This is a genomic window from Escherichia sp. Lx600-2 (genome assembly GCF_036662595.1).
GTDB lineage: Bacteria > Pseudomonadota > Gammaproteobacteria > Enterobacterales > Enterobacteriaceae > Escherichia > Escherichia coli.
This window is the reverse complement of the sequence record NZ_JAYQWM010000007.1, coordinates 91,718-116,181: the sequence shown is the minus strand read 5'-3', so window position 1 is coordinate 116,181 and position 24,464 is coordinate 91,718. Positions and strand designations below refer to the sequence as shown.

At 49.2% G+C, this 24,464-nt stretch carries 29 protein-coding genes; 15 read left to right on the top strand and 14 right to left on the bottom strand.

Features of this window, described 5'->3' with window-relative positions; all coding sequences use genetic code 11:
- The 3 genes from OQV04_RS04600 to yeaK form a co-directional block, all read left to right on the top strand.
- Positions 1-1,314: sensor domain-containing diguanylate cyclase (locus OQV04_RS04600; RefSeq protein ID WP_332641597.1), on the top strand; the 1,314-nt coding region annotated here is incomplete at its 5' end.
- A gap of 180 nt (positions 1,315-1,494) precedes the next feature.
- On the top strand, positions 1,495-2,985 hold the full coding sequence (gene dgcJ / locus OQV04_RS04595) for a diguanylate cyclase DgcJ (protein WP_001400633.1): 1,491 nt from the start codon (positions 1,495-1,497) through the stop codon (positions 2,983-2,985).
- A 42-nt stretch (positions 2,986-3,027) separates the two neighbouring features.
- Positions 3,028-3,531 carry a mischarged aminoacyl-tRNA deacylase gene (yeaK, locus tag OQV04_RS04590; RefSeq protein ID WP_000138043.1) on the top strand — a complete coding sequence of 168 codons (504 nt, stop codon included), beginning with the start codon at positions 3,028-3,030 and terminating at the stop codon, positions 3,529-3,531.
- On the opposite strand, the gene yoaI is transcribed toward yeaK, so the two are convergent.
- Positions 3,532-3,636: a small membrane protein YoaI gene (gene yoaI, locus OQV04_RS04585; RefSeq protein ID WP_000999630.1), complete on the bottom strand. Its 105-nt coding sequence runs from the start codon at positions 3,634-3,636 to the stop codon at positions 3,532-3,534.
- Positions 3,637-3,805: 169 nt separating this feature from the next.
- Between yoaI and OQV04_RS04580 the strand changes: the two genes are divergently transcribed.
- A complete protein-coding gene (locus tag OQV04_RS04580; protein ID WP_000460707.1) occupies positions 3,806-4,252 on the top strand; it encodes a DUF441 domain-containing protein in 447 nt (148 codons plus the stop codon).
- Here the strand turns inward: OQV04_RS04580 and nimR are convergent.
- Positions 4,209-5,030 (bottom strand): DNA-binding transcriptional regulator NimR, encoded by an 822-nt coding sequence (gene nimR, locus OQV04_RS04575; RefSeq protein WP_032281016.1) that lies wholly within the window; start codon positions 5,028-5,030, stop codon positions 4,209-4,211. The genes OQV04_RS04580 and nimR overlap by 44 nt on opposite strands.
- Positions 5,031-5,126: 96 nt before the next feature.
- Between nimR and nimT the strand changes: the two genes are divergently transcribed.
- Together nimT and OQV04_RS04565 are read left to right on the top strand one after the other, a co-directional pair.
- Positions 5,127-6,308, top strand: coding sequence for a 2-nitroimidazole transporter (gene nimT / locus OQV04_RS04570; RefSeq protein WP_000128490.1), 1,182 nt, complete (start codon positions 5,127-5,129; stop codon positions 6,306-6,308).
- 54 nt (positions 6,309-6,362) lie between these two features.
- Positions 6,363-6,710 (top strand): DUF488 domain-containing protein, encoded by a 348-nt coding sequence (locus tag OQV04_RS04565; RefSeq protein WP_001025381.1) that lies wholly within the window; start codon positions 6,363-6,365, stop codon positions 6,708-6,710.
- Between the two features lie 21 nt (positions 6,711-6,731).
- Here the strand turns inward: OQV04_RS04565 and yoaF are convergent, their stop codons facing one another.
- On the bottom strand, positions 6,732-6,986 hold the full coding sequence (gene yoaF, locus OQV04_RS04560; protein WP_032281017.1) for a DUF333 domain-containing lipoprotein YoaF: 255 nt from the start codon (positions 6,984-6,986) through the stop codon (positions 6,732-6,734).
- 182 nt (positions 6,987-7,168) lie between these two features.
- Here yoaF and dgcP point away from each other — a divergent pair, with 182 nt between their 5' ends.
- The 3 genes from dgcP to yoaJ are packed head-to-tail and all read left to right on the top strand — an operon-like array spanning position 7,169 to position 8,402.
- The gene (dgcP, locus tag OQV04_RS04555; protein WP_032281018.1) at positions 7,169-8,194 is read left to right on the top strand and encodes a diguanylate cyclase DgcP; all 1,026 of its coding nucleotides are present in this window, start codon (positions 7,169-7,171) and stop codon (positions 8,192-8,194) included.
- A gap of 32 nt (positions 8,195-8,226) precedes the next feature.
- Positions 8,227-8,325, top strand: a complete 99-nt coding sequence (locus tag OQV04_RS04550) for a YoaK family small membrane protein (protein ID WP_001219350.1) — start codon at positions 8,227-8,229, stop codon at positions 8,323-8,325.
- A 2-nt stretch (positions 8,326-8,327) separates the two neighbouring features.
- Entirely contained in the window at positions 8,328-8,402 is a 75-nt protein-coding gene (gene yoaJ / locus OQV04_RS04545; protein WP_001386836.1) for a protein YoaJ, read from the top strand.
- A 57-nt stretch (positions 8,403-8,459) separates the two neighbouring features.
- Here the strand turns inward: yoaJ and OQV04_RS04540 are convergent, their stop codons facing one another.
- The 5 genes from OQV04_RS04540 to dmlR all read right to left on the bottom strand — a co-directional run bounded on the left by OQV04_RS04540 (position 8,460) and on the right by dmlR (position 11,262).
- Complete coding sequence (locus OQV04_RS04540) at positions 8,460-8,708, bottom strand: GlsB/YeaQ/YmgE family stress response membrane protein (RefSeq protein ID WP_000512153.1); 249 nt, start codon at positions 8,706-8,708, stop codon at positions 8,460-8,462.
- A 147-nt stretch (positions 8,709-8,855) separates the two neighbouring features.
- Positions 8,856-9,038, bottom strand: coding sequence for a DUF1869 domain-containing protein (locus tag OQV04_RS04535; RefSeq protein ID WP_000513737.1), 183 nt, complete (start codon positions 9,036-9,038; stop codon positions 8,856-8,858).
- 3 nt (positions 9,039-9,041) lie between these two features.
- Positions 9,042-9,401, bottom strand: coding sequence for a DUF1971 domain-containing protein YeaR (gene yeaR / locus OQV04_RS04530; protein ID WP_000939317.1), 360 nt, complete (start codon positions 9,399-9,401; stop codon positions 9,042-9,044).
- A gap of 172 nt (positions 9,402-9,573) precedes the next feature.
- A complete protein-coding gene (leuE, locus tag OQV04_RS04525) occupies positions 9,574-10,212 on the bottom strand; it encodes a leucine efflux protein LeuE (protein ID WP_000457202.1) in 639 nt (212 codons plus the stop codon).
- A 126-nt stretch (positions 10,213-10,338) separates the two neighbouring features.
- Entirely contained in the window at positions 10,339-11,262 is a 924-nt protein-coding gene (gene dmlR / locus OQV04_RS04520; protein WP_032281044.1) for a DNA-binding transcriptional regulator DmlR, read from the bottom strand.
- Positions 11,263-11,364: 102 nt separating this feature from the next.
- On the opposite strand from dmlR, the gene dmlA reads away from it, so the two are divergent.
- From dmlA to yeaX, 4 genes are all read left to right on the top strand, one after another.
- Positions 11,365-12,450 carry a multifunctional D-malate/3-isopropylmalate/tartarate dehydrogenase gene (dmlA, locus tag OQV04_RS04515; RefSeq protein WP_032281019.1) on the top strand — a complete coding sequence of 362 codons (1,086 nt, stop codon included), beginning with the start codon at positions 11,365-11,367 and terminating at the stop codon, positions 12,448-12,450.
- 250 nt (positions 12,451-12,700) lie between these two features.
- A complete protein-coding gene (gene yeaV / locus OQV04_RS04510; protein WP_000987525.1) occupies positions 12,701-14,311 on the top strand; it encodes a BCCT family transporter YeaV in 1,611 nt (536 codons plus the stop codon).
- Between the two features lie 31 nt (positions 14,312-14,342).
- Positions 14,343-15,467 carry a carnitine monooxygenase, oxygenase subunit YeaW gene (gene yeaW / locus OQV04_RS04505; protein ID WP_032281020.1) on the top strand — a complete coding sequence of 375 codons (1,125 nt, stop codon included), beginning with the start codon at positions 14,343-14,345 and terminating at the stop codon, positions 15,465-15,467.
- 55 nt (positions 15,468-15,522) lie between these two features.
- Positions 15,523-16,488 carry a carnitine monooxygenase reductase subunit YeaX gene (yeaX, locus tag OQV04_RS04500; RefSeq protein ID WP_032281021.1) on the top strand — a complete coding sequence of 322 codons (966 nt, stop codon included), beginning with the start codon at positions 15,523-15,525 and terminating at the stop codon, positions 16,486-16,488.
- Between the two features lie 53 nt (positions 16,489-16,541).
- Here yeaX and rnd read toward each other — a convergent pair whose 3' ends face one another.
- The 5 genes from rnd to OQV04_RS04475 form a co-directional block, all read right to left on the bottom strand.
- Positions 16,542-17,657 (bottom strand): ribonuclease D, encoded by a 1,116-nt coding sequence (gene rnd, locus OQV04_RS04495; RefSeq protein ID WP_032281022.1) that lies wholly within the window; start codon positions 17,655-17,657, stop codon positions 16,542-16,544.
- Positions 17,658-17,738: 81 nt separating this feature from the next.
- The gene (fadD, locus tag OQV04_RS04490) at positions 17,739-19,424 is read right to left on the bottom strand and encodes a long-chain-fatty-acid--CoA ligase FadD (protein WP_077757386.1); all 1,686 of its coding nucleotides are present in this window, start codon (positions 19,422-19,424) and stop codon (positions 17,739-17,741) included.
- 204 nt (positions 19,425-19,628) lie between these two features.
- Entirely contained in the window at positions 19,629-20,210 is a 582-nt protein-coding gene (yeaY, locus tag OQV04_RS04485; RefSeq protein WP_000290579.1) for a Slp family lipoprotein YeaY, read from the bottom strand.
- A gap of 39 nt (positions 20,211-20,249) precedes the next feature.
- The gene (gene tsaB, locus OQV04_RS04480; RefSeq protein WP_021577586.1) at positions 20,250-20,945 is read right to left on the bottom strand and encodes a tRNA (adenosine(37)-N6)-threonylcarbamoyltransferase complex dimerization subunit type 1 TsaB; all 696 of its coding nucleotides are present in this window, start codon (positions 20,943-20,945) and stop codon (positions 20,250-20,252) included.
- A gap of 57 nt (positions 20,946-21,002) precedes the next feature.
- Positions 21,003-22,913: an ATP-dependent DNA helicase gene (locus OQV04_RS04475; RefSeq protein WP_000128847.1), complete on the bottom strand. Its 1,911-nt coding sequence runs from the start codon at positions 22,911-22,913 to the stop codon at positions 21,003-21,005.
- A gap of 131 nt (positions 22,914-23,044) precedes the next feature.
- Here OQV04_RS04475 and OQV04_RS04470 point away from each other — a divergent pair, with 131 nt between their 5' ends.
- The gene (locus OQV04_RS04470) at positions 23,045-23,389 is read left to right on the top strand and encodes a RidA family protein (RefSeq protein WP_001295493.1); all 345 of its coding nucleotides are present in this window, start codon (positions 23,045-23,047) and stop codon (positions 23,387-23,389) included.
- Positions 23,390-23,810: 421 nt separating this feature from the next.
- Positions 23,811-24,110 (top strand): DUF1889 family protein, encoded by a 300-nt coding sequence (locus tag OQV04_RS04465; protein WP_001111995.1) that lies wholly within the window; start codon positions 23,811-23,813, stop codon positions 24,108-24,110.
- A 119-nt stretch (positions 24,111-24,229) separates the two neighbouring features.
- Here the strand turns inward: OQV04_RS04465 and OQV04_RS04460 are convergent, their stop codons facing one another.
- Complete coding sequence (locus OQV04_RS04460; RefSeq protein ID WP_000457334.1) at positions 24,230-24,409, bottom strand: YoaH family protein; 180 nt, start codon at positions 24,407-24,409, stop codon at positions 24,230-24,232.
- Between the last annotated feature and the right edge of the window lie 55 nt (positions 24,410-24,464).

Below are 24,464 nucleotides of genomic sequence, written 5' to 3'. Positions count from 1 at the left end.
GTACAAAGCTTTTTTATTTTCAGTTTATTGCTGACGTTAATTTTATTTTGCATTACTACCTTATATAAAGAAAACACAAATGTAAAACTCATCCCACAGATGAATTACCTGATGGTTGTTGTGGCTTTGTTTTTCCTTAACGCCGTCATTTTTCTTTTCATGTTAATGAAATATTTCACTAACAAACAAATTTTACCAACACTCATTTTAAGCCTTGCATTTTTAAGTGGCCTTATCTATTTAGTTGAAACCATTGTAATTATCCATAAACCAATTAACGGCAGTACACTGATCCAGACAAAGTCGAATGATGTTTCTATTTTCTATATTTTCCGCCAACTCAGTTTTATTTGTTTAACCTCGCTGGCGCTCTTTTGTTATGGAAAAGACAACATCCTTGACAACAATAAGAAAAAAACTGGCATTCTGTTGCTGGCGCTGATTCCTTTTTTAGTTTTTCCCCTTCTGGCACACAATCTGAGCAGTTATAACGCTGACTATTCTTTGTATGTCGTCGATTACTGTCCGGACAACCATACTGCGACCTGGGGAATCAACTATACAAAAATATTGGTTTGTCTGTGGGCATTTTTACTGTTCTTTATTATCATGCGTACACGATTAGCCAGCGAACTATGGCCGTTAATAGCATTATTATGTCTGGCATCGCTATGCTGCAACTTACTTCTACTGACTCTGGATGAGTATAATTATACCATCTGGTATATCAGTCGCGGGATTGAAGTCTCCAGTAAACTGTTTGTTGTGTCTTTTCTGATTTATAACATTTTTCAGGAGCTGCAACTCTCCAGCAAACTGGCAGTTCATGATGTGCTGACCAATATTTATAATCGGCGCTACTTTTTCAACAGCGTAGAGTCATTATTGTCGCGACCTGTTGTTAAGGACTTCTGTGTCATGCTGGTTGATATTAATCAGTTCAAACGCATCAATGCCCAATGGGGACATCGTGTGGGTGATAAAGTGCTGGTTTCAATTGTCGATATTATCCAGCAAAGCATCCGCCCCGATGATATTTTAGCGCGACTGGAGGGTGAGGTGTTTGGCTTGCTATTTACCGAACTCAATAGTGCCCAGGCAAAAATCATTGCGGAACGTATGCGTAAAAATGTCGAACTCCTGACCGGCTTTAGTAACAGATATGATGTTCCTGAACAAATGACCATCAGTATTGGCACGGTTTTTTCAACGGGTGACACGCGTAATATCTCGCTTGTCATGACGGAAGCAGATAAAGCCTTACGCGAAGCGAAAAGCGAGGGGGGCAACAAAGTGATTATTCATCATATTTAAGTGCAAAAATATTCAGAGCCATGCTTTTTGCGTGGCTTTTGCATACAATTTATTACTATTACCCCTAAATTTCCCCTCCCCAGCGGCGCAGAGATGAGTATAATTAGCGCCCCTGTGCCAGGCCGCAATCGAACTTTATCTGGTTTTCTCGTTTCACTAACCGAAGGAGTGCCATTTATCATGAAATTGCACCATAGAATGCTCCGGCATTTTATCGCCGCAAGTGTCATTGTGCTGACATCTTCCTTCCTTATTTTTGAACTTGTCGCCAGCGACAGAGCAATGAGTGCCTATCTGCGCTATATCGTGCAGAAAGCAGACTCCTCCTTTCTTTATGATAAGTATCAGAATCAGAGTATTGCCGCGCATGTGATGCGCGCTCTCGCTGCTGAGCAGTCGGAAGTGTCGCCAGAACAGCGGCGCGCCATCTGCGAGGCTTTTGAGTCTGCCAATAATACCCATGGCTTAAACCTGACTGCCCATAAATACCCGGGCTTACGCGGCACACTACAAACCGCATCCACTGACTGCGACACAATTGTGGAAGCTGCAGCACTATTACCCGCTTTTGATCAGGCAGTGGAAGGCAACCGCCACCAGGATGATTACGGTTCAGGTCTTGGGATGGCCGAAGAGAAATTTCACTATTATCTCGATCTCAATGACCGCTATGTCTATTTTTATGAGCCGGTTAATGTTGAATACTTTGCGATGAATAACTGGTCCTTCCTGCAGTCAGGAAGTATTGGCATCGATCGCAAAGATATTGAAAAGGTATTTACCGGGCGTACCGTATTGTCGAGCATTTACCAGGATCAGCGTACTAAACAGAACGTGATGAGTTTGCTGACGCCGGTGTATGTTGCAGGGCAGCTAAAAGGGATTGTGCTGCTGGATATTAACAAAAACAATCTGCGGAATATCTTTTACACTCATGACCGCCCTCTCCTCTGGCGTTTTCTCAATGTCACGCTAACCGATACAGATTCGGGGCGCGACATTATCATCAACCAGAGCGAAGATAATCTGTTCCAGTATGTCAGTTACGTCCATGACTTACCGGGCGGCATTCGTGTCTCGTTATCCATTGATATTCTTTACTTTATCACGTCTTCGTGGAAAAGCGTTCTGTTCTGGATTTTGACGGCGTTAATTTTGCTGAATATGGTGCGGATGCACTTCCGCTTATACCAAAATGTGTCGCGAGAAAATATTAGTGATGCGATGACTGGACTGTATAATCGCAAAATTTTAACCCCTGAACTGGAGCAGCGGTTGCAGAAACTGGTGCAATCCGGTTCTTCGGTGATGTTTATTGCAATTGACATGGACAAGTTAAAGCTAATAAATGACACCCTCGGTCATCAGGAAGGGGATTTAGCGATTACGTTGTTAGCTCAGGCGATTAAACAATCGATTCGTAAAAGTGATTATGCCATCCGACTCGGTGGCGATGAATTCTGCATCATTCTTGTCGATTCGACGCCGCAAATTGCATCACAACTACCTGAACGTATCGAAAAACGTCTGCAACATATCGCGCCGCAGAAAGAGATCGGCTTCTCTTCCGGTATTTACGCGATGAAAGAAAACGATACGTTACATGATGCGTATAAAGCTTCCGATGAGCGTTTATATGTCAATAAGCAGAACAAAAACAGCCGTTCATGATAACCTTCTGTGATTGTTTGCTTGTAATCTCAGGAGCATGAAATGACTGAAATGGCTAAAGGAAGCGTGACGCATCAGCGGTTAATCGCTTTATTATCACAAGAAGGTGCTGATTTCCGCGTCGTTACCCATGAAGCGGTAGGTAAATGTGAAGCGGTGTCAGAAATTCGTGGCACCGCTCTAGGCCAGGGTGCTAAGGCACTGGTATGTAAAGTCAAAGGCAATGGCGTAAATCAACATGTTCTGGCAATCCTCGCAGCCGATCAACAGGCCGATCTGAGCCAACTCGCCAGCCATATAGGCGGATTACGCGCTTCGTTGGCCAGCCCGGCGGAAGTCGATGAACTCACAGGCTGTGTCTTCGGCGCGATCCCCCCTTTCAGCTTCCATCCAAAACTCAAACTGGTTGCCGACCCTCTACTCTTCGAACGATTTGATGAAATCGCCTTCAATGCAGGCATGCTGGATAAATCCGTTATTTTGAAAACCGCGGATTATTTGCGCATTGCGCAACCAGAACTGGTCAATTTCCGCCGCACTGCGTAACTAGCCTGTCCGTTCAATAAGCAGAACGGACAAAACCAGCACAACCGCAATGGCAAAAAACGATGACGTGATAATCAGTGTCTCGACGAACATTTGATCGTTCATAGCATGCCCCCGGGAGATAGCTGTTTTCACGTTATTGTTAGCGTGCACAAATGGCAGTTTGATGACAGTTCGCCTGATTTTTTATGCAAAAAACGTAAAGATTTTCTACTTCCTTCCTGCAGCAAGCGTAAAGTAAGCAGGCTTATTATTTTTTGGCAAGGAAACCACGATGTTTGATGTCACTTTGCTGATCCTGCTCGGGTTAGCTGCGCTGGGCTTTATCAGTCATAACACCACTGTCGCCGTTTCAATTCTGGTGTTGATTATTGTCCGCGTCACACCGTTAAGCACCTTTTTCCCGTGGATTGAAAAACAGGGGCTAAGTATCGGGATAATCATTCTGACGATTGGCGTTATGGCCCCCATCGCCAGCGGGACGCTACCGCCCTCAACCCTGATTCACTCGTTTCTGAACTGGAAATCGCTGGTGGCAATTGCAGTAGGCGTTATTGTCTCCTGGCTGGGGGGGCGCGGCGTGACGTTAATGGGCAGCCAGCCGCAACTGGTCGCCGGGCTGCTGGTGGGCACTGTTTTAGGCGTGGCGCTGTTTCGCGGCGTACCGGTTGGCCCGCTTATTGCCGCGGGTCTGGTTTCGCTGATTGTGGGGAAGCAGTAGTTAATCCCGCAATATATCGGCCTGGCGTTTGCCCCAGGCCTTTCTTAAACATAGTAATAAAGGCTGTTGTTGAATCATACCCCAGCGTATGAGCAACTTTCTGTACAGTATCGCCTTTCACTAATCCCTGAAGCGCCATAATCAGCTGTAACTGCTGACGCCACTGGCGAAAACTCAACCCCGTCTCTTTTACTATCAGTCGGGCAAGATTGCGTTCACTCATCGCAAAAAAGCCAGCCCATTGCCCCAATGAGCCCCACTCGACGGGCTCTTTCGCCATCATCTCCACCATCGTGCGGATTTTAGGATGAGAAGAAACGGGCAAGTGCAGCTGTTGTTGTGGCTGCTGAGGGAGTTCATCAAACAGGACCTGAATTAATCTGCAGGTCATCGGCTCAGCACGCTGAGTCGTCGTCCTGTTTGCCAGGGTTAAAATCAATTCCCGGCATAAGGGCGATATTTTCAATGTGCAACATGTTGTCGGCATTGTCACTGCGCTGGGTTCGATAAACAGAAAACAGAGTTCAGCGTTAGCTGTCACTTGATTGCTATGCTTCACCCCGCCCGGTATCCAAACCGCATATTGTGGCGGCACCATCCACAAAGCATTTTCCACCGTACAGGTAATTGCACCATGTAATGCTAGTATCAGCTGTCCTTTGCGGTGCTGATGTACAGGACTGGTTAACTCATCCGTTCCGGCGTGAATACAAAATGCGACCGCGGCTTCATGGTGTCGGTCGGGTTCATAGCCATTGAGATTCAACCTGTGCATCATTTTGTCCGAATATAGCGATAATTTGTCATTTTAGCTTGATTCAACATAACAATAAAAACGGTAAGGTACAGCCTCGTTTGTAACAATGAGAAGCATATGACCTGTTCAACTTCATTAAGCGGCAAAAACAGGATTGTCCTTATCGCTGGCATTCTGATGATTGCCACTACATTACGCGTCACCTTCACCGGCGCTGCACCGTTACTCGATACGATTCGTTCCGCTTACTCGCTGACGACAGCGCAAACCGGCTTATTAACCACCCTGCCATTATTGGCCTTTGCGCTAATCTCACCTCTGGCTGCCCCGGTGGCGCGACGTTTTGGTATGGAACGTAGCCTGTTTGCCGCGTTACTTTTGATCTGTGCTGGTATCGCAATTCGCTCTCTCCCTTCGCCTTACTTATTATTTGGCGGTACAGCGGTCATTGGCGGTGGGATTGCATTAGGTAATGTCTTACTGCCAGGATTAATTAAACGCGATTTCCCTCATTCCGTCGCCAGACTTACCGGCGCATATTCCCTGACAATGGGAGCTGCGGCGGCCCTGGGATCGGCTATGGTAGTGCCGCTGGCTTTGAACGGTTTTGGCTGGCAAGGCGCGTTGCTCATGCTGATGTGTTTTCCTCTGCTGGCTCTTTTTTTATGGCTGCCACAGTGGCGAAGCCAACAACATGCAAATTTGAGTACTTCACGCGCCTTACATACTCGGGGTATCTGGCGTTCGCCGCTTGCCTGGCAGGTAACATTGTTTCTTGGGATCAACTCACTGGTCTATTACGTGATTATTGGCTGGCTTCCGGCGATCCTCATCAGTCACGGCTATAGCGAAGCACAGGCGGGTTCACTGCATGGTTTGCTGCAACTAGCCACAGCAGCTCCCGGTTTGCTGATCCCTCTTTTCTTACATCATGTGAAAGACCAGCGTGGTATTGCAGCGTTCGTTGCCTTGATGTGCGCAGTGGGCGCGGTTGGGCTCTGCTTTATGCCAGCGCACGCGATCACCTGGACTCTGCTTTTCGGTTTTGGTTCCGGCGCAACAATGATACTGGGGTTGACGTTCATTGGTCTGCGGGCTAGTTCTGCGCATCAGGCGGCGGCACTCTCGGGGATGGCACAATCCGTCGGGTATTTGTTGGCAGCCTGTGGGCCGCCGCTGATGGGTAAAATACACGATGCTAACGGTGACTGGTCCGTACCACTAATGGGTGTTGCAATACTTTCACTACTGATGGCGATTTTCGGACTTTGCGCCGGGAGAGACAAAGAAATTCGCTAATATCCGGTGCTATAGTGACGTGACAAATCATGCGTGAAAGGGAGAACAAACACGATGAATATTCAGTGCAAACGCGTTTATGATCCGGCAGAACAGAGCGATGGTTATCGCGTACTGGTCGACCGCCTCTGGCCGCGCGGTATCAAAAAAACCGATTTAGCCCTTGATGAGTGGGATAAAGAAATCACGCCGTCAACGGAACTGCGCAAAGCCTTTCACGGCGAAGTCGTCGATTTTGCAACCTTTCGCGAGCAATATCTTGCAGAACTGGCACAACACGAGCAAGAAGGAAAGCGGCTGGCGGACATCGCCAAAAAACAGCCGCTGACCCTGCTCTACTCAGCAAAAAACACCACGCAGAACCATGCGCTGGTGCTGGCCGACTGGCTACGTAGCTTGTGATTTTAGTACAGCATCCGGCGGTTATTTTTCACCAGCCGGATGGTCCCGTCGCCACAATGCCCATTCATCAATCGTTTCACCGCCCGGTAATTTGCAATTGTTGCTGACCCCTTGCGCTGTCTGCACTGGAATGAGCGTCCCGCCCTTCTGCTGGCAATAGACCGACACCGGATTTGCCATACCAATCTGCGGCGGTTTAGGTGCTTCTGGCTGAGAAGGGGTTGAACAACCAGCCAGGACCAGCAAGCAAGGCAGAACAAAACTGATAATTTTCATTTATTGATCTCACATATGTATCCAAGCTTAGAGTATCGCGGTATCGTTTTGTTTTGCAGCACTATTTTTATTACATTCACTCAAAACATATTACGTCTTATTTCATCTTTGTTGATGATGTTTTATCATGCCTGCAAAGATTAAATAATCAGCATTTACCCGCCGTATCCTGGAGTTGTTCCGTGTCAGATCAGATTATCGCCCGCGTCTCGCAATCCCTTGCCAAAGAACAGTCACTGGAAAGTCTGGTCCGACAGCTTCTGGAGATGCTGGAAATGGTCACTGATATGGAATCAACCTACCTGACCAAAGTGGATGTCGAAGCGCGCCTGCAGCATATTATGTTTGCCCGTAACAGCCAGAAAATGCACATCCCGGAGAATTTTACCGTCTCGTGGGATTACTCGTTATGCAAACGCGCCATTGATGAAAACTGCTTTTTCAGCGATGAAGTCCCTGACCGTTGGGGCGACTGTATTGCGGCACGCAATCTTGGCATCACCACATTTCTGAGCACGCCAATTCACTTACCGGATGGATCATTCTATGGCACGCTTTGCGCCGCCAGCAGTGAGAAGCGCCAGTGGAGTGAACGCGCGGAACAGGTTTTACAGTTATTCGCCGGACTGATTGCACAATATATTCAAAAAGAGGCATTGGTTGAACAGCTGCGCGAAGCTAATGCTGCGCTGATTGCGCAATCGTATACCGACTCGTTAACCGGGCTACCGAATCGGCGGGCGATTTTTGAAAATCTGACGACGCTGTTTTCCCTCGCCCGGCATCTTAACCATAAGATAATGATCGCGTTTATCGATCTGGATAACTTCAAATTAATCAATGATCGTTTTGGTCATAATAGTGGCGATCTGTTTCTCATTCAGGTTGGCGAGCGCCTTAATACGCTCCAGCAAAATGGCGAAGTTATTGGTCGTCTCGGTGGTGATGAGTTTTTGGTTGTTTCACTAAACAACGAGAATGCGGATATTTCGTCGCTGCGAGAACGTATTCAACAGCAAATACGTGGAGAATATCACTTAGGTGATGTTGATTTGTATTATCCCGGTGCCAGTCTTGGCATAGTAGAAGTCGATCCTGAAACGACCGATGCAGACAGTGCCCTGTATGCTGCCGATATCGCGATGTATCAGGAGAAAAAACACAAACAGAAAACACCTTTTGTCGCGCATCCAGCGCTACATTCCTGAGGCGTATTCACATCCTTTTGATTGGTGATAACATGCGAATCGGTATTATTTTTCCGGTTGTAATCTTCATTACAGCGGTCGTATTTTTAGCATGGTTTTTTATTGGCGGCTATGCTGCCCCGGGAGCATAAAGATGAAAAAAACAACGATTATTATGATGGGTGTGGCGATTATTGTCGTACTCGGCACTGAGCTGGGATGGTGGTAACGTCACCTCTAAAAATAGCAAAGGCTGCCTGTGTGCAGCCTTTGTGCAATTTAAGCGTTAACTTTTAATCTTCCTGTAGATAAATAGCACGACAATCGCACCAATAACGGCAACCACGAAGCTGCCAAAATTGAAGCCATCAACTTTACCAAAGCCAAACAGCGTGCTGATCCATCCGCCGACTACGGCACCGACTATCCCCAGCAGGATAGTCATAAAGAATCCACCACCATCTTTACCTGGCATGATCCACTTCGCCAGAATACCGGCAATAAGCCCAAAAATAATCCATGACAGAATGCCCATTGTTTCCTCACTTATCTGTTTTGCATTAGCGGGTTAGTCGCTGATAAAAAGCATAGCACAACATCGGGAGGGCAAGATTTGTGACGAGCATCACGGAGGATTTTTTTGCGATGGCGCAGAAATTGCGCCATCAACGATCAGTGATAATTACCAACCACAAACATCATGTTCGTTTTCCGTGTCATAAGAACGCACGGTATTCACCAGATCTTTTATCACTTCAGCCGCCACTTCTGGCACCAGCAAAGTCATCGGCGTCTCTGTTTCATAATCGACAGAAACGCCATTGCTGTTATTGGTGACGGTCACGGTATACGTTGCTTTGCCCATGATTCATTTCCCGTTATGAATGACTTTCCGTTGTTGCGCACCTTCCATCAGGACTTCAGGAGCCACGAAGAAGTCAATGTTGAAATAAGTATCGTCAGTCATGGCTTCAATGTTGTGCCACTTTTCTGGAGGGAACACCGCAAACTGCCCCGCTTCGATAAGGATCACCTGATCAGGCTCTGCACTGTGTTCATCAGCGTAGCCGAGATATTTGACCGCCCCATGCATAACGGAAAGGCGTGGGTAAACCCCCGGGCGCGTTCCTTTATCAAGATGACGTTCGAATATTCCGGCAGGCGCAGTTTGTTTATTCCAGAAAGGCGTTGAGCGCGTATGAATATAATTCTGTGGGATTTGCAGCATCCTTTTCCCTCCTTCGGTGAATGCGCTGAAAACGGTTTATTCCAGCCGTTTCAGGGTACGCCTGATAATTTGCATTTTAAATACCATTTATTGGTTATTTTTTAGCACCATATCAGAGAAGAATCAGGGAGGATTATAGATGGGAAGCCCGCGACAACGCGGGCTGAAAGCATCAGGATTGCAGCGTCGCCAGTCGGGCAGCGAAACCCACGAACATCAAACCAATCAGTGAGTTGCCCACTTTAGCCAGTTTCTTTTTGGTACGTATGTACTGCGTGACAAAAGCACCAGATATAATCAGGAAGCTCAAATAGCAGAAACTCACCAGTTCCAGCGTCGTCGCCAGAATAAAGAATGAAATTCCCGTATGTGGGGCATTAACATCGATAAACTGTACGAAAAACGACACATAGAACAAAATGGCTTTCGGATTAGTCAGGCTCAAAATTAACGCGCGTTTAAAAATGGCACCGTATTGGGGCTCATCGGATTTGGCCTCGTTATTTTTACCCTTCAGGGTCGCGTAGAGAATTTTACTCCCCAGATAGAGCAAATAAAATGCACCAAGATAACGTACAATGTTGAATAATATCGGGGTGGTCTTAATTAATGTCGCCACTCCAGCCCATGCCAGAAACATCAATACCGCATCGCCAATAAATACACCGCAGGCCGCAAGATAACCGCCTTTCATACCGCTACTGACGCTATTTTTGAGTACAAACAGGGTATTTGGCCCTGGCACCAACACAATAAAAATGGCCCCAACCAGATAGGTCCAGTAATTCAGAACCCCGTATTCAGCGAACACATTAACCTCTTTAATTATCTTTCGATCATGCGCGATTAAAGGTGAATATGCTAACCAATCTGTAGCAGCTTAGAAAGGAGAAAATCAGGTTTTAACCTGATATCAACCCGATAATTGAATCATTAATCAGGCATGCTCCAGTGAAAAATTCGGGTAGTGCTCGGCAAAATACTGGCGTAAAAATTCTACCGTTATCCGCACTTTCGCTGACGTCGCCAGCCTTGAAACATAAACGGCCCAGACGTTCGCTGGCTGGTAATATTCCGGTAGCACTTGCACTAAATGACCACTGGCAATGTTTTCGCTAACATCCCACCAGGAACGCAGAGCAATCCCCTGCCCATCGAGACACCACTGATGGACAATTTCTCCATGATTAGACGACAGTGGGCCGGTGACTTTAATCGCATGGTGGCCTTCTTTATTGCGTAATTGCCAGACACCAAAAGGATGATCGCGCTCTTTAATGACCAGGCACGGCAATGCAGAAAGATCGGTTAAATGTTTCGGCGCGCCATGTTGCGCAATAAATTCCGGCGACGCGCAGAGAATGCGGTAATTGGTCGCCAGTTTGCGGGCGATTAAATTAGGGGAGATGTCATCGCCAATGCGAATATCGAGATCGACACCTTCATTGACCAAATCGACCAGCCGGTCTTCCACATCAAAACGTAATTCCAGTTGCGGATACGCCTTCGCCAGCGCTGATAACGCCGGAGCCACCACCTGTCGTCCAAAACCAAAGCTGCTGATAATACGCAGCATCCCCTGTGGCACCTGACGCACGTCAGAAAGTTCGTCCATCATCTGACCGACATCCTGCAAAATCCGCTGCGCCCATTCATAAATCCGCTCTCCTTCTTCGGTAATGGTGACGCGGCGTGTGGTGCGGTGTAACAACACCACGTTTAGCGTTTGCTCCAGCAAGGCGATGCGCTTGCTGACGAACGCCGGTGAAACGCCCAGTTCTTCCGCCACGGCGGCAAAACCAGCCCGACGAGCCACCAGCATAAAGACGCGCAAATCATTCAGCAGCGGTAAATTATTCATGATTCGTGTTTTATGTTTCACCAGTTATGGGGATTAATTCCTTTTCAGTCAATTATAGGATAGTGATGTTGTCAATTTTGATGGTCAGGAAGTGAGAACCCAATAATGAAAACGATGCGTATTGCTGCGATCCCGGGAGACGGGATTGGCAAAGAAGTCCTTCCTGAAGGGATTCGCGTGTTACAGGCTGCCGCTGAGCGCTGGGGCTTCGCCTTGAGTTTTGAGCAAATGGAGTGGGCGAGCTGCGAGTATTACAGCCATCACGGTAAAATGATGCCGGACGACTGGCATGAGCAACTTAGCCGTTTCGACGCCATCTATTTTGGTGCCGTCGGCTGGCCGGACACCGTTCCGGACCATATTTCGTTGTGGGGTTCGCTGCTGAAATTTCGTCGTGAATTCGAACAGTACGTCAACCTGCGCCCGGTTCGTCTCTTTCCTGGCGTTCCCTGCCCGCTGGCGGGAAAACAGCCTGGCGACATCGATTTTTACGTGGTCAGGGAAAACACCGAAGGCGAATATTCCTCGCTCGGCGGTAGAGTGAATGAAGGTACAGAGCATGAAGTCGTCATTCAGGAATCGGTATTTACGCGTCGTGGTGTCGATCGCATTTTGCGTTATGCCTTCGAACTTGCGCAAAGCCGCCCACGTAAGACGCTAACTTCTGCCACTAAATCAAACGGTTTAGCCATCAGCATGCCGTACTGGGATGAGCGAGTGGAAGCAATGGCCGAGAATTACCCGGAGATCCGCTGGGACAAGCAGCATATTGATATTCTCTGCGCGCGTTTTGTGATGCAGCCGGAACGCTTCGATGTGGTGGTGGCGTCCAATTTGTTTGGCGATATCCTTTCCGATCTTGGCCCGGCCTGCACCGGCACCATTGGCATTGCCCCATCCGCCAACCTGAATCCGGAACGCACTTTCCCGTCGCTCTTCGAGCCTGTCCACGGTTCCGCGCCGGATATCTACGGGAAAAATATTGCTAACCCTATCGCCACAATTTGGGCCGGGGCAATGATGCTCGATTTTCTCGGCAATGGCGATGAGCGTTTCCAGCAAGCGCATAACGGTATTCTGGCAGCGATTGAAGAAGTGATTGCTCACGGGCCGAAAACACCGGATATGAAAGGCAGTGCCACCACGCCACAGGTTGCCGACGCGATTTGCAAAATTATTTTGCGTTAAGGTCAAACCAGTTTATTTGAACCGCGTCACTGACGCGGTTTTTTTATTCGTTCTTTGCAGTTAATAACCTGCGTCATTTCACCTTTTATTGTTTCCGTTTCGTGTTTTATGGCTTTCCGTATTCTTAATTGTTTAATTTATGTAACATGCAAATAATCAATTTGTTAAACACAACATACAACTCATTACCCTGCAAATAATTACAACTGGCAAAAGCCAGAGACGGGCTTTTATGCCCAGGAGATGACTCATGATGAGCAATGTTAAGAAAAAAGATGTGCCGCTGATAAGCATCAGCCTGGTGGCCATTCTTTTCATCGCAGCTGCATTAAGCCTTTTCCCACAACAATCGGCCGACGCGGCCAACGCAATATACACTTTTGTTACGCGTACGTTAGGTTCCGCCGTACAGGTATTGGTTTTGCTGGCAATGGGACTGGTGATTTATTTAGCCACTAGTAAATACGGCAATATTCGTCTTGGCGAAGGAAAACCGGAATACAGCACGCTCTCCTGGCTGTTTATGTTTATTTGTGCCGGTTTAGGTTCTTCTACGCTTTATTGGGGGGTTGCTGAATGGGCCTATTATTATCAAACGCCTGGATTAAATATCGCACCGCGTTCACAACAGGCACTCGAATTTAGCGTCCCTTACTCCTTCTTCCACTGGGGCATCAGCGCCTGGGCAACTTATACGCTGGCCTCATTAATCATGGCTTATCACTTTCATGTGCGGAAAAACAAAGGTCTGAGTCTTTCCGGCATTATTGCCGCGATTACCGGCGTTCGCCCGCAAGGCCCATGGGGAAAACTGGTTGATTTGATGTTCCTGATCGCCACTGTCGGTGCACTGACTATTTCCCTTGTTGTCACCGCAGCAACCTTTACTCGTGGACTTTCCGCACTGACCGGTTTACCCGATAACTTCACCGTGCAGGCATTTGTGATCCTGCTTTCCGGCGGCATTTTTTGCCTAAGCTCATGGATTGGTATCAACAACGGTTTGCAACGTCTGAGCAAAATGGTTGGCTGGGGCGCGTTCCTGCTGCCATTACTGGTGCTGATTGTCGGTCCAACCGAATTTATTACCAACAGCATCATCAATGCCATCGGCCTGACCACGCAAAACTTCCTGCAAATGAGCTTATTCACCGATCCGCTTGGCGATGGTTCATTTACCCGCAACTGGACCGTATTCTACTGGCTGTGGTGGATCTCATACACCCCTGGCGTAGCAATGTTTGTCACCCGCGTTTCCCGCGGTCGTAAGATTAAAGAAGTTATCTGGGGACTGATCCTCGGCAGCACCGTCGGTTGCTGGTTCTTCTTCGGCGTAATGGAAAGCTATGCCATTCATCAGTTTATCAATGGCGTAATCAACGTCCCACAGGTGCTGGAAACACTGGGCGGCGAAACAGCTGTACAGCAAGTTCTGATGTCGTTGCCAGCCGGTAAATTGTTCCTCGCCGCATACTTGGGCGTGATGATTATTTTCCTTGCCTCGCATATGGATGCAGTGGCCTACACCATGGCGGCGACCAGTACGCGTAATCTCCAGGAAGGTGACGATCCTGACCGTGGGCTGCGTCTTTTCTGGTGCGTGGTGATCACTCTGATCCCGCTTTCCATCTTGTTTACCGGTGCTTCGCTGGAAACGATGAAAACCACCGTCGTGCTCACAGCCCTTCCCTTCCTCGTCATTTTACTGGTGAAAGTCGGCGGATTTATTCGCTGGCTGAAACAGGATTACGCCGACATTCCGGCTCATCAAGTTGAACATTATCTCCCGCAGACACCGGTTGAAGCCCTGGAAAAAACACCAGTGCTCCCTGCGGGAACCGTATTCAAAGGCGACAACTGAGCGCCATCATCCTAACGATAAAGGTATCCCTATGAGCAATCTGAGCCCTGACTTTGTACTACCCGAAAATTTTTGCGCTAACCCGCAAGAGGCGTGGACCATTCCTGCCCGTTTTTATACCGATCAGAACGCCTTTGAACACGAAAAAGAGAACGTCTTCGCCAAAAGCTGGATTTGCGTCGCTCACAGCAGCGAACTGGCGAATGCCAATGATTATGTGACGCGTGAGATCATTGGCGAAAGCATCGTGCTGGTACGCGGTCGTGATAAGGTTTTGCGCGCGTTCTATAACGTGTGTCCGCACCGTGGTCATCAGTTGTTGAGCGGTGAAGGAAAAGCAAAAAATGTGATTACCTGCCCATATCACGCATGGGCATTCAAACTCGATGGCAATCTGGCCCATGCACGTAACTGCGAAAACGTCGCCAATTTCGATAGCGACAAAGCGCAACTGATTCCGGTGCGTCTGGAAGAATATGCCGGATTCGTCTTCATCAACATGGACCCCAACGCCACCAGCGTAGAAGATCAGTTACCCGGTCTGGGCGCGAAAGTGCTGGAAGCCTGCCCGGAAGTCCACGATCTGAAACTGGCGGCCCGCTTTACCACCCGCACGCCTGCCAACTGGAAGAACATTGTCGATAACTATCTCGAGTGCTATCACTGTGGTCCGGCGCATCCAGGTTTCTCCGACTCCGTACAGGTTGATCGTTACTGGCACACCATGCACGGTAACTGGACGCTGCAATACGGTTTCGCCAAACCGTCCGAACAGTCGTTTAAATTTGAAGAGGGTACGGATGCGGCATTCCACGGTTTCTGGCTGTGGCCGTGCACGATGCTGAACGTCACCCCGATCAAAGGGATGATGACGGTCATTTATGAATTCCCGGTGGATTCTGAAACTACCCTGCAAAACTACGATATTTACTTCACCAATGAAGAGTTAACCGACGAGCAAAAATCGCTGATTGAGTGGTATCGCGATGTGTTCCGTCCGGAAGATTTACGTCTGGTTGAAAGCGTACAGAAAGGGCTGAAATCGCGTGGCTATCGTGGTCAGGGGCGCATCATGGCCGACAGTAGCGGTAGCGGCATTTCCGAACATGGTATCGCCCATTTCCATAATCTGCTGGCGCAGGTATTTAAGGACTAATGACATCGGCGGCGGTATTTTCCGCCGCCGGGCTGATTTTTGATGGAGTACAGCAATGTCAGACTATCAAATGTTTGAAGTACAGGTGAGTCAGGTGGAACCGCTTACCGAACAGGTGAAACGCTTCACGCTGGTGGCAACCGATGGCAAACCATTACCTGCGTTTACTGGAGGAAGTCACGTCATTGTGCAGATGAGCGATGGTGATAACCAGTATAGCAATGCGTATTCACTGCTGAGTTCGCCTCTCGATACAACTCATTATCAGATTGCCGTTCGACTGGAAGAAAACTCGCGCGGCGGTTCCCGCTTTTTGCATCAGCAGGTAAAAGTGGGCGATCGGTTAACGATCTCATCGCCTAATAACCTGTTTGCGCTAATTCCCTCAGCCAGAAAGCATCTGTTTATCGCGGGCGGTATTGGTATCACCCCTTTCCTGTCGCACATGGCAGAGTTGCAACACAGCGACGTCGACTGGCAGCTACATTACTGCTCGCGAAATCCAGAAAGTTGCGCATTTCGTGATGAGCTAGTCCAGCATCCGCAGGCTGAGAAAGTCCATTTGCATCATTCATCAACCGGAACACGACTGGAATTAGCGCGATTATTGGCGGATATCGAACCTGGCACACACGTTTATACCTGTGGCCCCGAGGCGCTAATTGAAGCGGTAAGAAGTGAAGCTGCGCGTCTGGACATCGCCGCCGATACGCTGCACTTTGAGCAATTTGCTATCGAAGACAAAACCGGCGATGCATTTACCCTGGTGCTTGCCCGTTCCGGAAAAGAGTTTGTGGTGCCGGAAGAGATGACTATTTTGCAGGTTATTGAAAATAATAAAGCCGCGAAAGTGGAATGTTTATGTCGTGAAGGGGTATGCGGAACCTGCGAAACGGCAATACTGGAAGGTGAAGCTGACCATCGGGATCAGTATTTTAGCGATGAAGAGCGTGCCAGCCAGCAAAGTATGTTGATCTGTTGTTCGCGTGCGAAGGGTAAACGCCTGGTGTTGGATTTGTAGTTTGCCGAAGCCGGATGTGGCGCTGAGCGCGCCCAGTCCGGCTTCGGAAGATTTTACTGCGGATATTCCTGCAATAAATTGTGTAATGCTTCCGCCATCAGCTCACCACGCCAGCCGGAAATCAGCTCCGGCAAATTGTTCTGCGGTTTCAGTTTCCAGTGCCAGTTCAGCAGTTGGTTGATTTGCCGACGCGATGCCAGCAATTCGGCGCTGATCTTATGCGTTTCGCTCACATCAGTAATCAGCGACTTAATCGCTTTAAACGCTTTACGATAACCCGGCATGTCCATCAGGTTAAGCATCGGCTGCGGTAAGGCATCTTCCGGCAATGTCTGCGCTTTTTCCACCAGCGCCAGCAGCGTTTTACCATGAAAGCGGATTTCGCTACCGGATAAACCCAGGCTGTCCAGTTCGCCTAAACTTCCCGGCATATAACGCGCTACCGACCACAAATGCTCTTCACGCACGACAAAGTTCACCGCCAGATCGCGCTCTCGCGCCTTGCGCAGTCGCCAGTCGGCTAACAGTTGCAGACAGGCCAGTTGGCGTGTGCGTAATTGCCAGGCATTGGTGATATCACGCCAGGCATCTTCCGGCGCAACGACTTCCTGACGACGCATTTGCATCAGGCGACATTCATCCAGCGCCGCTGGTAGCCAGCCGGAGGCCTCCGTTTCTACCATAAGCTTGGCGGTGATCGGTAACAGATACCAGACATCCGCCGCTGCATATTCACACTGACGTTCGGTCAGCGGTCTGGCCAGCCAGTCGGTGCGCGATTCACTCTTGTCCAGCGTAACGCCGGAATACTCTTCCACCATGGAAGCGAAACCCCATGACATCGGGCGTCCGCAGAAGGCAGCAAGGATTTGCGTGTCAATCAGGGGTTGTGGTAATTCGCCAAAGGCATTGAGGAACACTTCCAGATCTTCACTGCCTGCATGGAGAAATTTTGTGATGGACGGATCGCGCAGGATCGCTTTCAGCGGTGACCAGTCGGTGATCCCGAGAGGATCAATTAGCGCCAGATGCTCGCCATCGAAAAGTTGAATCAACCCCAGCTGCGGGTAATAAGTGCGCGTACGAACAAATTCAGTATCCAGGGCTATCGCCGGAAAGGCACGGACGGCTTCACACAAAGAAGCCAGCGCATCGTCCGTGGTAATCATTTGGTAATTCAAATTGTATTCTCTTTAGTGGGCGTCAAAAAAAACGCCGGATTAACCGGCGTCTGACGACTGACTTAACGCTCAGGCTTTATTGTCCACTTTGCCGCGCGCTTCGTCACGTAATTCTCGTCGCAAAATTTTTCCGACGTTAGATTTCGGTAACTCATCACGAAACTCCACCAGCTTCGGTACTTTGTAGCCCGTGAGCTGACGGCGGCAAAAGGTCACCAGTGACTCTTCGGTAAGCGATGGATCTTTTTTCACTACGAAGATTTTCACCGCTTCACCACTGGAGCCGGAAGGTACGCCAACAGCCGCGACTTCCTGTACGCCAGGATGCTGCATGACGACATCTTCAATCTCGTTGGGATAGACGTTAAAACCGGAAACCAGAATCATGTCTTTTTTACGATCGACAATGCGCAGGAATCCTTCTTCATCCATCACCGCGATGTCGCCAGTGTGTAACCAGCCATTTTTGATGATTTCATCGGTAGCATCCGGACGCTGCCAGTAACCCAGCATCACCTGCGGTCCTTTGACACAAAGCTCACCCGGTTGACCCGGTGGTACTTCATTATCATCATCATCCACCAGTTTGGCTTCTGTTGACGGTACTGGTAGGCCGATACTGCCGCTGTGGTAATCAATATCGTACGGGTTAACACTTACCAATGGCGCACATTCGGTTAAGCCATAACCTTCAAGCAGATATTGTCCGGTCAGTTTCACCCAACGCTCTGCCACCACTTGCTGCACTGGCATCCCACCGCCTGCGGAAAGATGCAGACTGGAGAAATCCAGCTGCTGGAAATCTTTATTGTTCAGCAACGCATTAAACAAGGTGTTAACGCCAGTGATAGCGGTAAACGGATATTTCGCTAACTCTTTTACCAACCCTGGAATATCACGCGGGTTAGTGATAAGCAGGTTCTGCCCACCCAGTTCGATAAACAGCAGGCAGTTAATGGTCAGGGCAAAAATGTGATACAGCGGCAGTGCCGTTACTACCAGTTCTTTACCTGGATGCAGCAACGGCCCATAGGTGGCGTTGACCTGTTCCAGGTTCGCCAGCATATTGCGGTGAGTCAGCATCGCGCCTTTCGCCACACCTGTGGTGCCGCCGGTGTATTGCAGGAAGGCTAAATCTTCCGGCACCAGTTCGGGTTTGACGTACTGCATCCGGTAGCCGTTATGCAGTGCGCTACGAAATGAAATGGCATCTGGCAGATGGTATTTCGGCACCAAACGCTTGATGTATTTAACAACGAAATTGACTACCGTGCCTTTTGCCGTAGATAGCTGATCGCCCATACGGGTCAGAATTACGTGCTGAACGGCGGTTTTATCAACCACTTTTTCCAGTGTGTGAGCAAAGTTAGACACGATAACAATCGCCGATGCGCCGCTATCGTTAAGCTGATGCTCAAGCTCACGCGGGGTATACAACGGGTTAACGTTTACGACGATCATCCCGGCACGCAAAATGCCAAACAGCGCCACCGGATATTGCAATAAATTAGGCATCATCAACGCAACGCGATCGCCTTTCTTCAGCCCCAACCCTTGTTGCAAATAAGCGGCAAACGCGCGACTGCGTTCTTCCAGCTTGCGGAAGGTCATCACCTCCCCCATATTCACAAACGCAGGCTGATCAGCGTAGCGCGCGACCGACTGCTCAAACATATCTACCAGAGATTGATAACGGTCAGGGTTGATCTCCGTCGGAACGTCCGCGGGATAACGGTTAAGCCAAACCTTCTTCAATTCTTCACCTCTAAAATGCGTGTTCGTCGTCATCGCAACCCCAAATGATATACATGCCGTTAACATAATACTAACTCATCATACCAGCTTGATAATTACCCAACGAAAAGGTTGCGAAGCGCGTCACTATTTATTTTTATCTTTACCGTAAGAATGCAGAAACAGCGGACCAGCCGCTGTTTCTTTTTCTTTAAAAACAAGCAATTATTCAGTTACAACTGTTTGTACTCTCGCGGGGCCGGGATTATACCAGCCCCATCCGCCGTAGCCATAGGGCCAGCCACGACCGCCATAAAACCATGGATCAATCGGCTGAGGCGGCATAATCACCTGCTGGGTTAAATGCCAACGTTTGTAACCCGTTACTTGCATCACCATAAATTTATAGGGCGTGTTGCCGATTTTTCCGTCAACCGTACCGGTGATTGGCCCGACAACCGTCACCAGTTGTCCACGGAAATCCACCGGGTCCAGAAAACCGTTCACATCGGCATAAATGCGACCGCGAGAAGGTTCTCCCAGCGTCGGTCTGGCTCCGCTGTCCAGCGGTACGGTAGCAATTTCCAGGCGGGTTTTCCCTTGCTGGTTTTGCACCGCAACCACTTTGCCACCAAAGCGTGCCTCCTGACCAACGTACAGCTGCGGCGCACTCATCACCCGAACTAAATCTTGTTGCGGCGTGGGACTGCTGCCTTTAATGGCGTCCGGCACAGTGACACAACCGCTCAGCATTAGCGCAAACGTACCTGCCAGTATGCCTTTGATAACATTCTTTTGAACCGCCATGATGCGACTCCTTTTTTTCTCAGGGCATACTCTTAAGATTCATTCTTTGCCCGGAAGTTTCTTCCATGCGACGTTGTTACGTAAATAAACCGGTTCGGCATGTTCCACCGCCACCGTTTTACCCTCGGCAAACATCTGACAAGCAATCGGCAGCATATCTTCTGCAGCGGGCAGTAAAACTTCTCCGTCGCGCAAAACCAGCCCGCTCTCTTTACCGAGATCCGGCCAGGCTTGCCAGCCCGTCCCTACCGTCACCCATTCGCCGGAAAGCTGTTGCATTCGTTCATGAACGAGTTCGGGTTTGAGTACGGCTTCGGTTTCTTCACCGTGCCAGATACCGTTTTCATCACGCTGATATTCGGCCCAGTAAACTTCGCCCATCCGCGCATCAATGGCAGCCAGCACGCGCGTTGCGCCGTTTTTGCGCCACGCCCCCTGCGCCATCGTCATGAGCGTGGAGACGCCAATCATCGGCAGCGCCGCGCCAAGTGCCAGCCCCTGCGCAATGCCAATACCAATGCGCACGCCGGTAAAACTACCGGGGCCGCGCCCGTAGGCCAGAGCATCAATATCAGAGAGGGAGGTACCGCTGGTGGTCAGGATATCCTGTACCATCGGTAAGATTCGTTGAGTATGTTCACGAGGGCAAAGCTCAAAATGAGCGTTGACAGTACCGTCGTTCCACAGGGCGACAGAGCAGGCCTCTGTCGCGGTATCGATAGCCAGAATTCGCATGGGTCTTCGTGCTTAGATCAATAAAAAGGCGCGCATCATACCATACTCCGTAACAAATTACCTGGAGGATGGTATCGCAAGGAAACGAACCGCACGGGCAATGTCACGGGTGCGTGGCGCGGGCGGCAGACTGGCGAGAAACGTCGCACCGTAAGGACGCATCACCAGCCGATTGTCACAAATTACCAAAACCCCGCGATCGTCGGCGTCGCGAATCAGTCGCCCGACTCCCTGCTTGAGAGTAATCACCGCATCCGGCAGTTGTACTTCATCGAACGGGTCGCCACCGCGCAAACGGCAATCTTCCATGCGCGCTTTTAACAGTGGATCATCAGGAGAGGTAAACGGCAATTTGTCGATAATCACCAATGACAGCGTATCGCCACGCACGTCCACCCCTTCCCAGAAACTGCTGGTTGCCACAAGAAGCGCGTTACCGGCGCTGACAAACTGCTGCAACAGTTGCCCTTTGCTGGTTTCCCCCTGCAACAAAACGGGAAGCGTCATGGTAGCGCGGAACTGCTCGGCCAGATCGCGCATCATGGCGTGCGAGGTACAAAGCATAAAACAGCGACCGTTGTTAGCTTCGATGATCGGGCGCAGCATAGCCGCCAGTTGCCGCGCGGAACCCGGTTGATTGGTTTGCGGCAGGTTGCGCGGCACACAGAGTAACGCCTGGCGGCTGTAATCAAACGGGCTTGGCAATAGCAACGACTCCGCCTGTTCTATCCCAAGCCGCGAGGTGAAATGATGCAGATCGTCGTTCACCGACAGCGTTGCTGAGGTGAAGATCCAGCTACCGGGCTTTTGCGCCATTAACTCTTTGAATTTATCCGCCACGCTGAGCGGCGTGAGAGCCAGAGTAAAATGGCGCGAAGTGCATTCGTACCAGTAGCTGTAGCCCGGCTGATTGATCTCTTTTAGCCGCTTCAGCCGTGTGCGATACAACGTGGCGCGCTCAAATGCCGCATCCAGCAAGGCGGAACGCCCCAGTGACAGTTTCGCCACGTCATAACAAAGTTCCAGGGTGTCATCGAGCAGTAAAAATGCCCGCTGAATTTGCGGATTAGCTAACAGCTCACGCAGGTTACCGCGATAACCTGGCTCACCGAGTTGCAGACGAAAATCCTGCGCACTCTGGGCAAGACGATCAGCGCACTTTTGTAACTGCTGGGTGTCTTTTAATTCGGTGCGGTAGGCGATGGTGATGTCTTTTGCCAGGTCGAGCAGTTGTCGACTTGAGAGTGACTGACCAAAATACTGGCTGGCAATGTCCGGTAGCTGGTGGGCTTCGTCGAAGATCATGACGTCCGCTTCCGGGATCAACTCGCCAAATCCACTCTCTTTAACCACCATATCCGCCAGAAAGAGATGATGGTTTACCACCACCACATCGGCGTCCATCGCTTTTTTACGTGCTTTGACCACAAAGCAATCTTTATACATCGGGCAGTCGCTGCCAAGACAGTTGTCGTTGGTGCTGGTGACCAGCGGCCACGCCTGTGAATCTTCCGCCACGCTGACGCAGGTGCTGATATCACCATCGACTGTTTGATTAGACCAGGAGCGCAGCAGGATCACATCGCTTAAGATTTGTACCGGCAGATCGCCCCCCGCCAGCGCCTGCTGTTCGAGACGCTCGAGGCAGAGGTAGTTTGAGCGCCCTTTCAGCAGCGCCACGTTGCCCGTATATTTCAATGCCTTTGAGACTGTTGGCAAATCGCGGCTGTAGAGCTGATCCTGCAACGCTTTTGAGCCGGTCGAGATAATGACTTTCTTTTTCGCCCGCAGCGCAGGAGCCAGGTAAGCGTAGGTTTTGCCCGTACCGGTTCCTGCTTCCACCACCAGCGGCTGGCCTTTTTCTATCGCCTGGGTGACGGCTACCGCCATCTGTCGCTGTGGTTCTCGCGGCTTAAAGCCTGGTATCGCTTTCGCCAGCTGACCGTCTGGTGCAAAATCGTCCGTCACACTACCCCCTGTTGATTTGAACAGGGATTATGTCAGGATGAGGGCGCTTTCGCCAGTTGAAGTGGTGACGGCGACCTCACATTGTGGCAGTCTTTGCAGCACGAAAATGGAAGGATAATGAGGACAAAATGATGACTATCGTTCGTATCGATGCTGAAGCCCGCTGGTCTGATGTAGTAATCCACAACAACACGCTCTACTACACTGGTGTACCGGAAAACCTCGACGCCGATGCCTTTGAGCAAACAGCCAACACGCTGGCGCAGATTGACGCCGTGCTGGAAAAACAGGGCAGCAATAAATCGAGTATTCTGGATGCCACCATTTTCCTGGCCGATAAAAACGACTTCGCGGCAATGAATAAAGCGTGGGATGCCTGGGTTGTCGCGGGTCATGCGCCGGTACGCTGCACGGTACAAGCGGGTTTGATGAACCCGAAGTATAAAGTTGAAATTAAGATTGTGGCTGCGGTGTAAGCTTTATCGAAGCAAAATAAGTCAGACGATAATTTATCGATAATACTGGTCGGTTTTACATAAATCGACCAGAGAATAAGATATTACTGTTGATGCTTCTGCTAATTCATTATTTATTTTTATAATTTCAATTTTATCTATAAAACTAACTATATAAATAAACATAACCATGCCGTTGTGTTCGCCCTTTGATTAGCAACTCTGGTTTTCTTTCTTAGCTGAACAATCTGGTTATAGCGTGCGGACTGACCGTTAATTTTCTCCATCTTACTGGATAACACACCATGAGCTGCTACCTTTAAAACACCTGAATGTCAACAGGTTAACTCGTGCCATATCGTTATAATCCCTTTGATATTAGATGCAAATTAAGGTCATATATAGCCTTATCGATAACATGGTTAATTTTAAGGATAAGAATATGCCTGCTGTAATAGATAAAGCCCTGGATTTCATTGGTGCCATGGATGTATCAGCGCCAACACCAAGTTCGATGAATGAAAGCACGGCGAAGGGAATCTTTAAATATTTAAAAGAACTGGGAGTACCCGCGAGTGCCGCTGATATTACGGCGCGAGCTGACCAGGAAGGCTGGAACCCTGGGTTCACGGAAAAAATGGTTGGATGGGCAAAAAAAATGGAGACAGGTGAACGCTCTGTGATTAAAAATCCTGAGTACTTTTCAACATATATGCAGGAAGAACTAAAAGCACTGGTCTGAGTTAAATTTATATCAGCATAAATGGGTCAGGACGCTTTTAATCACATATAAAAAGCGTCCTTTTTCTCACAATCAAATAATCATCGGCTTCTATAACGAAATCGATACGGATTAGTGTGTTACTCGTCTTCATCCTCAAAACGCGCCACGATTCGCTCGCCGGAGTGGTTGGCACGCAGCTCTTCTGCCACCAGCGCGATTGCCTGGCCGCTGCTCATCCCTTGTGCCATCAGTTCCTGGATCCGCTCGACAGCTTTTTGCTGCTGTTCATGGGTGAGTGAAGGTAAACCTGCAAACATTGTTAACTCCTGCTAAATTGTTGGCGCTAATTATTTCATGCTACCCGGCACATAG

What these genes read in the sequence shown, in the direction of transcription:
- dgcJ (WP_001400633.1), top strand. Translation starts at nt 1,495, where the DNA reads ATGAAATTGCACCATAGAATGCTCCGGCATTTTATCGCCGCAAGTGTC.
- OQV04_RS04535 (WP_000513737.1), bottom strand. Translation starts at nt 9,038, where the DNA reads ATGGGCAAAGCAACGTATACCGTGACCGTCACCAATAACAGCAATGGC.
- yeaW (WP_032281020.1), top strand. Translation starts at nt 14,343, where the DNA reads ATGAGCAATCTGAGCCCTGACTTTGTACTACCCGAAAATTTTTGCGCT.
- OQV04_RS04550 (WP_001219350.1), top strand. Translation starts at nt 8,227, where the DNA reads ATGCGAATCGGTATTATTTTTCCGGTTGTAATCTTCATTACAGCGGTC.
- OQV04_RS04540 (WP_000512153.1), bottom strand. Translation starts at nt 8,708, where the DNA reads ATGGGCATTCTGTCATGGATTATTTTTGGGCTTATTGCCGGTATTCTG.
- tsaB (WP_021577586.1), bottom strand. Translation starts at nt 20,945, where the DNA reads ATGCGAATTCTGGCTATCGATACCGCGACAGAGGCCTGCTCTGTCGCC.
- OQV04_RS04470 (WP_001295493.1), top strand. Translation starts at nt 23,045, where the DNA reads ATGACTATCGTTCGTATCGATGCTGAAGCCCGCTGGTCTGATGTAGTA.
- nimR (WP_032281016.1), bottom strand. Translation starts at nt 5,030, where the DNA reads ATGATGCACAGGTTGAATCTCAATGGCTATGAACCCGACCGACACCAT.
- yeaX (WP_032281021.1), top strand. Translation starts at nt 15,523, where the DNA reads ATGTCAGACTATCAAATGTTTGAAGTACAGGTGAGTCAGGTGGAACCG.
- nimT (WP_000128490.1), top strand. Translation starts at nt 5,127, where the DNA reads ATGACCTGTTCAACTTCATTAAGCGGCAAAAACAGGATTGTCCTTATC.
- yeaK (WP_000138043.1), top strand. Translation starts at nt 3,028, where the DNA reads ATGACTGAAATGGCTAAAGGAAGCGTGACGCATCAGCGGTTAATCGCT.
- OQV04_RS04465 (WP_001111995.1), top strand. Translation starts at nt 23,811, where the DNA reads ATGCCTGCTGTAATAGATAAAGCCCTGGATTTCATTGGTGCCATGGAT.
- dmlR (WP_032281044.1), bottom strand. Translation starts at nt 11,262, where the DNA reads ATGAATAATTTACCGCTGCTGAATGATTTGCGCGTCTTTATGCTGGTG.
- OQV04_RS04460 (WP_000457334.1), bottom strand. Translation starts at nt 24,409, where the DNA reads ATGTTTGCAGGTTTACCTTCACTCACCCATGAACAGCAGCAAAAAGCT.
- yoaI (WP_000999630.1), bottom strand. Translation starts at nt 3,636, where the DNA reads ATGAACGATCAAATGTTCGTCGAGACACTGATTATCACGTCATCGTTT.
- rnd (WP_032281022.1), bottom strand. Translation starts at nt 17,657, where the DNA reads ATGATTACCACGGACGATGCGCTGGCTTCTTTGTGTGAAGCCGTCCGT.
- yeaV (WP_000987525.1), top strand. Translation starts at nt 12,701, where the DNA reads ATGATGAGCAATGTTAAGAAAAAAGATGTGCCGCTGATAAGCATCAGC.
- yoaF (WP_032281017.1), bottom strand. Translation starts at nt 6,986, where the DNA reads ATGAAAATTATCAGTTTTGTTCTGCCTTGCTTGCTGGTCCTGGCTGGT.
- yeaY (WP_000290579.1), bottom strand. Translation starts at nt 20,210, where the DNA reads ATGGCGGTTCAAAAGAATGTTATCAAAGGCATACTGGCAGGTACGTTT.
- yeaR (WP_000939317.1), bottom strand. Translation starts at nt 9,401, where the DNA reads ATGCTGCAAATCCCACAGAATTATATTCATACGCGCTCAACGCCTTTC.
- OQV04_RS04565 (WP_001025381.1), top strand. Translation starts at nt 6,363, where the DNA reads ATGAATATTCAGTGCAAACGCGTTTATGATCCGGCAGAACAGAGCGAT.
- OQV04_RS04580 (WP_000460707.1), top strand. Translation starts at nt 3,806, where the DNA reads ATGTTTGATGTCACTTTGCTGATCCTGCTCGGGTTAGCTGCGCTGGGC.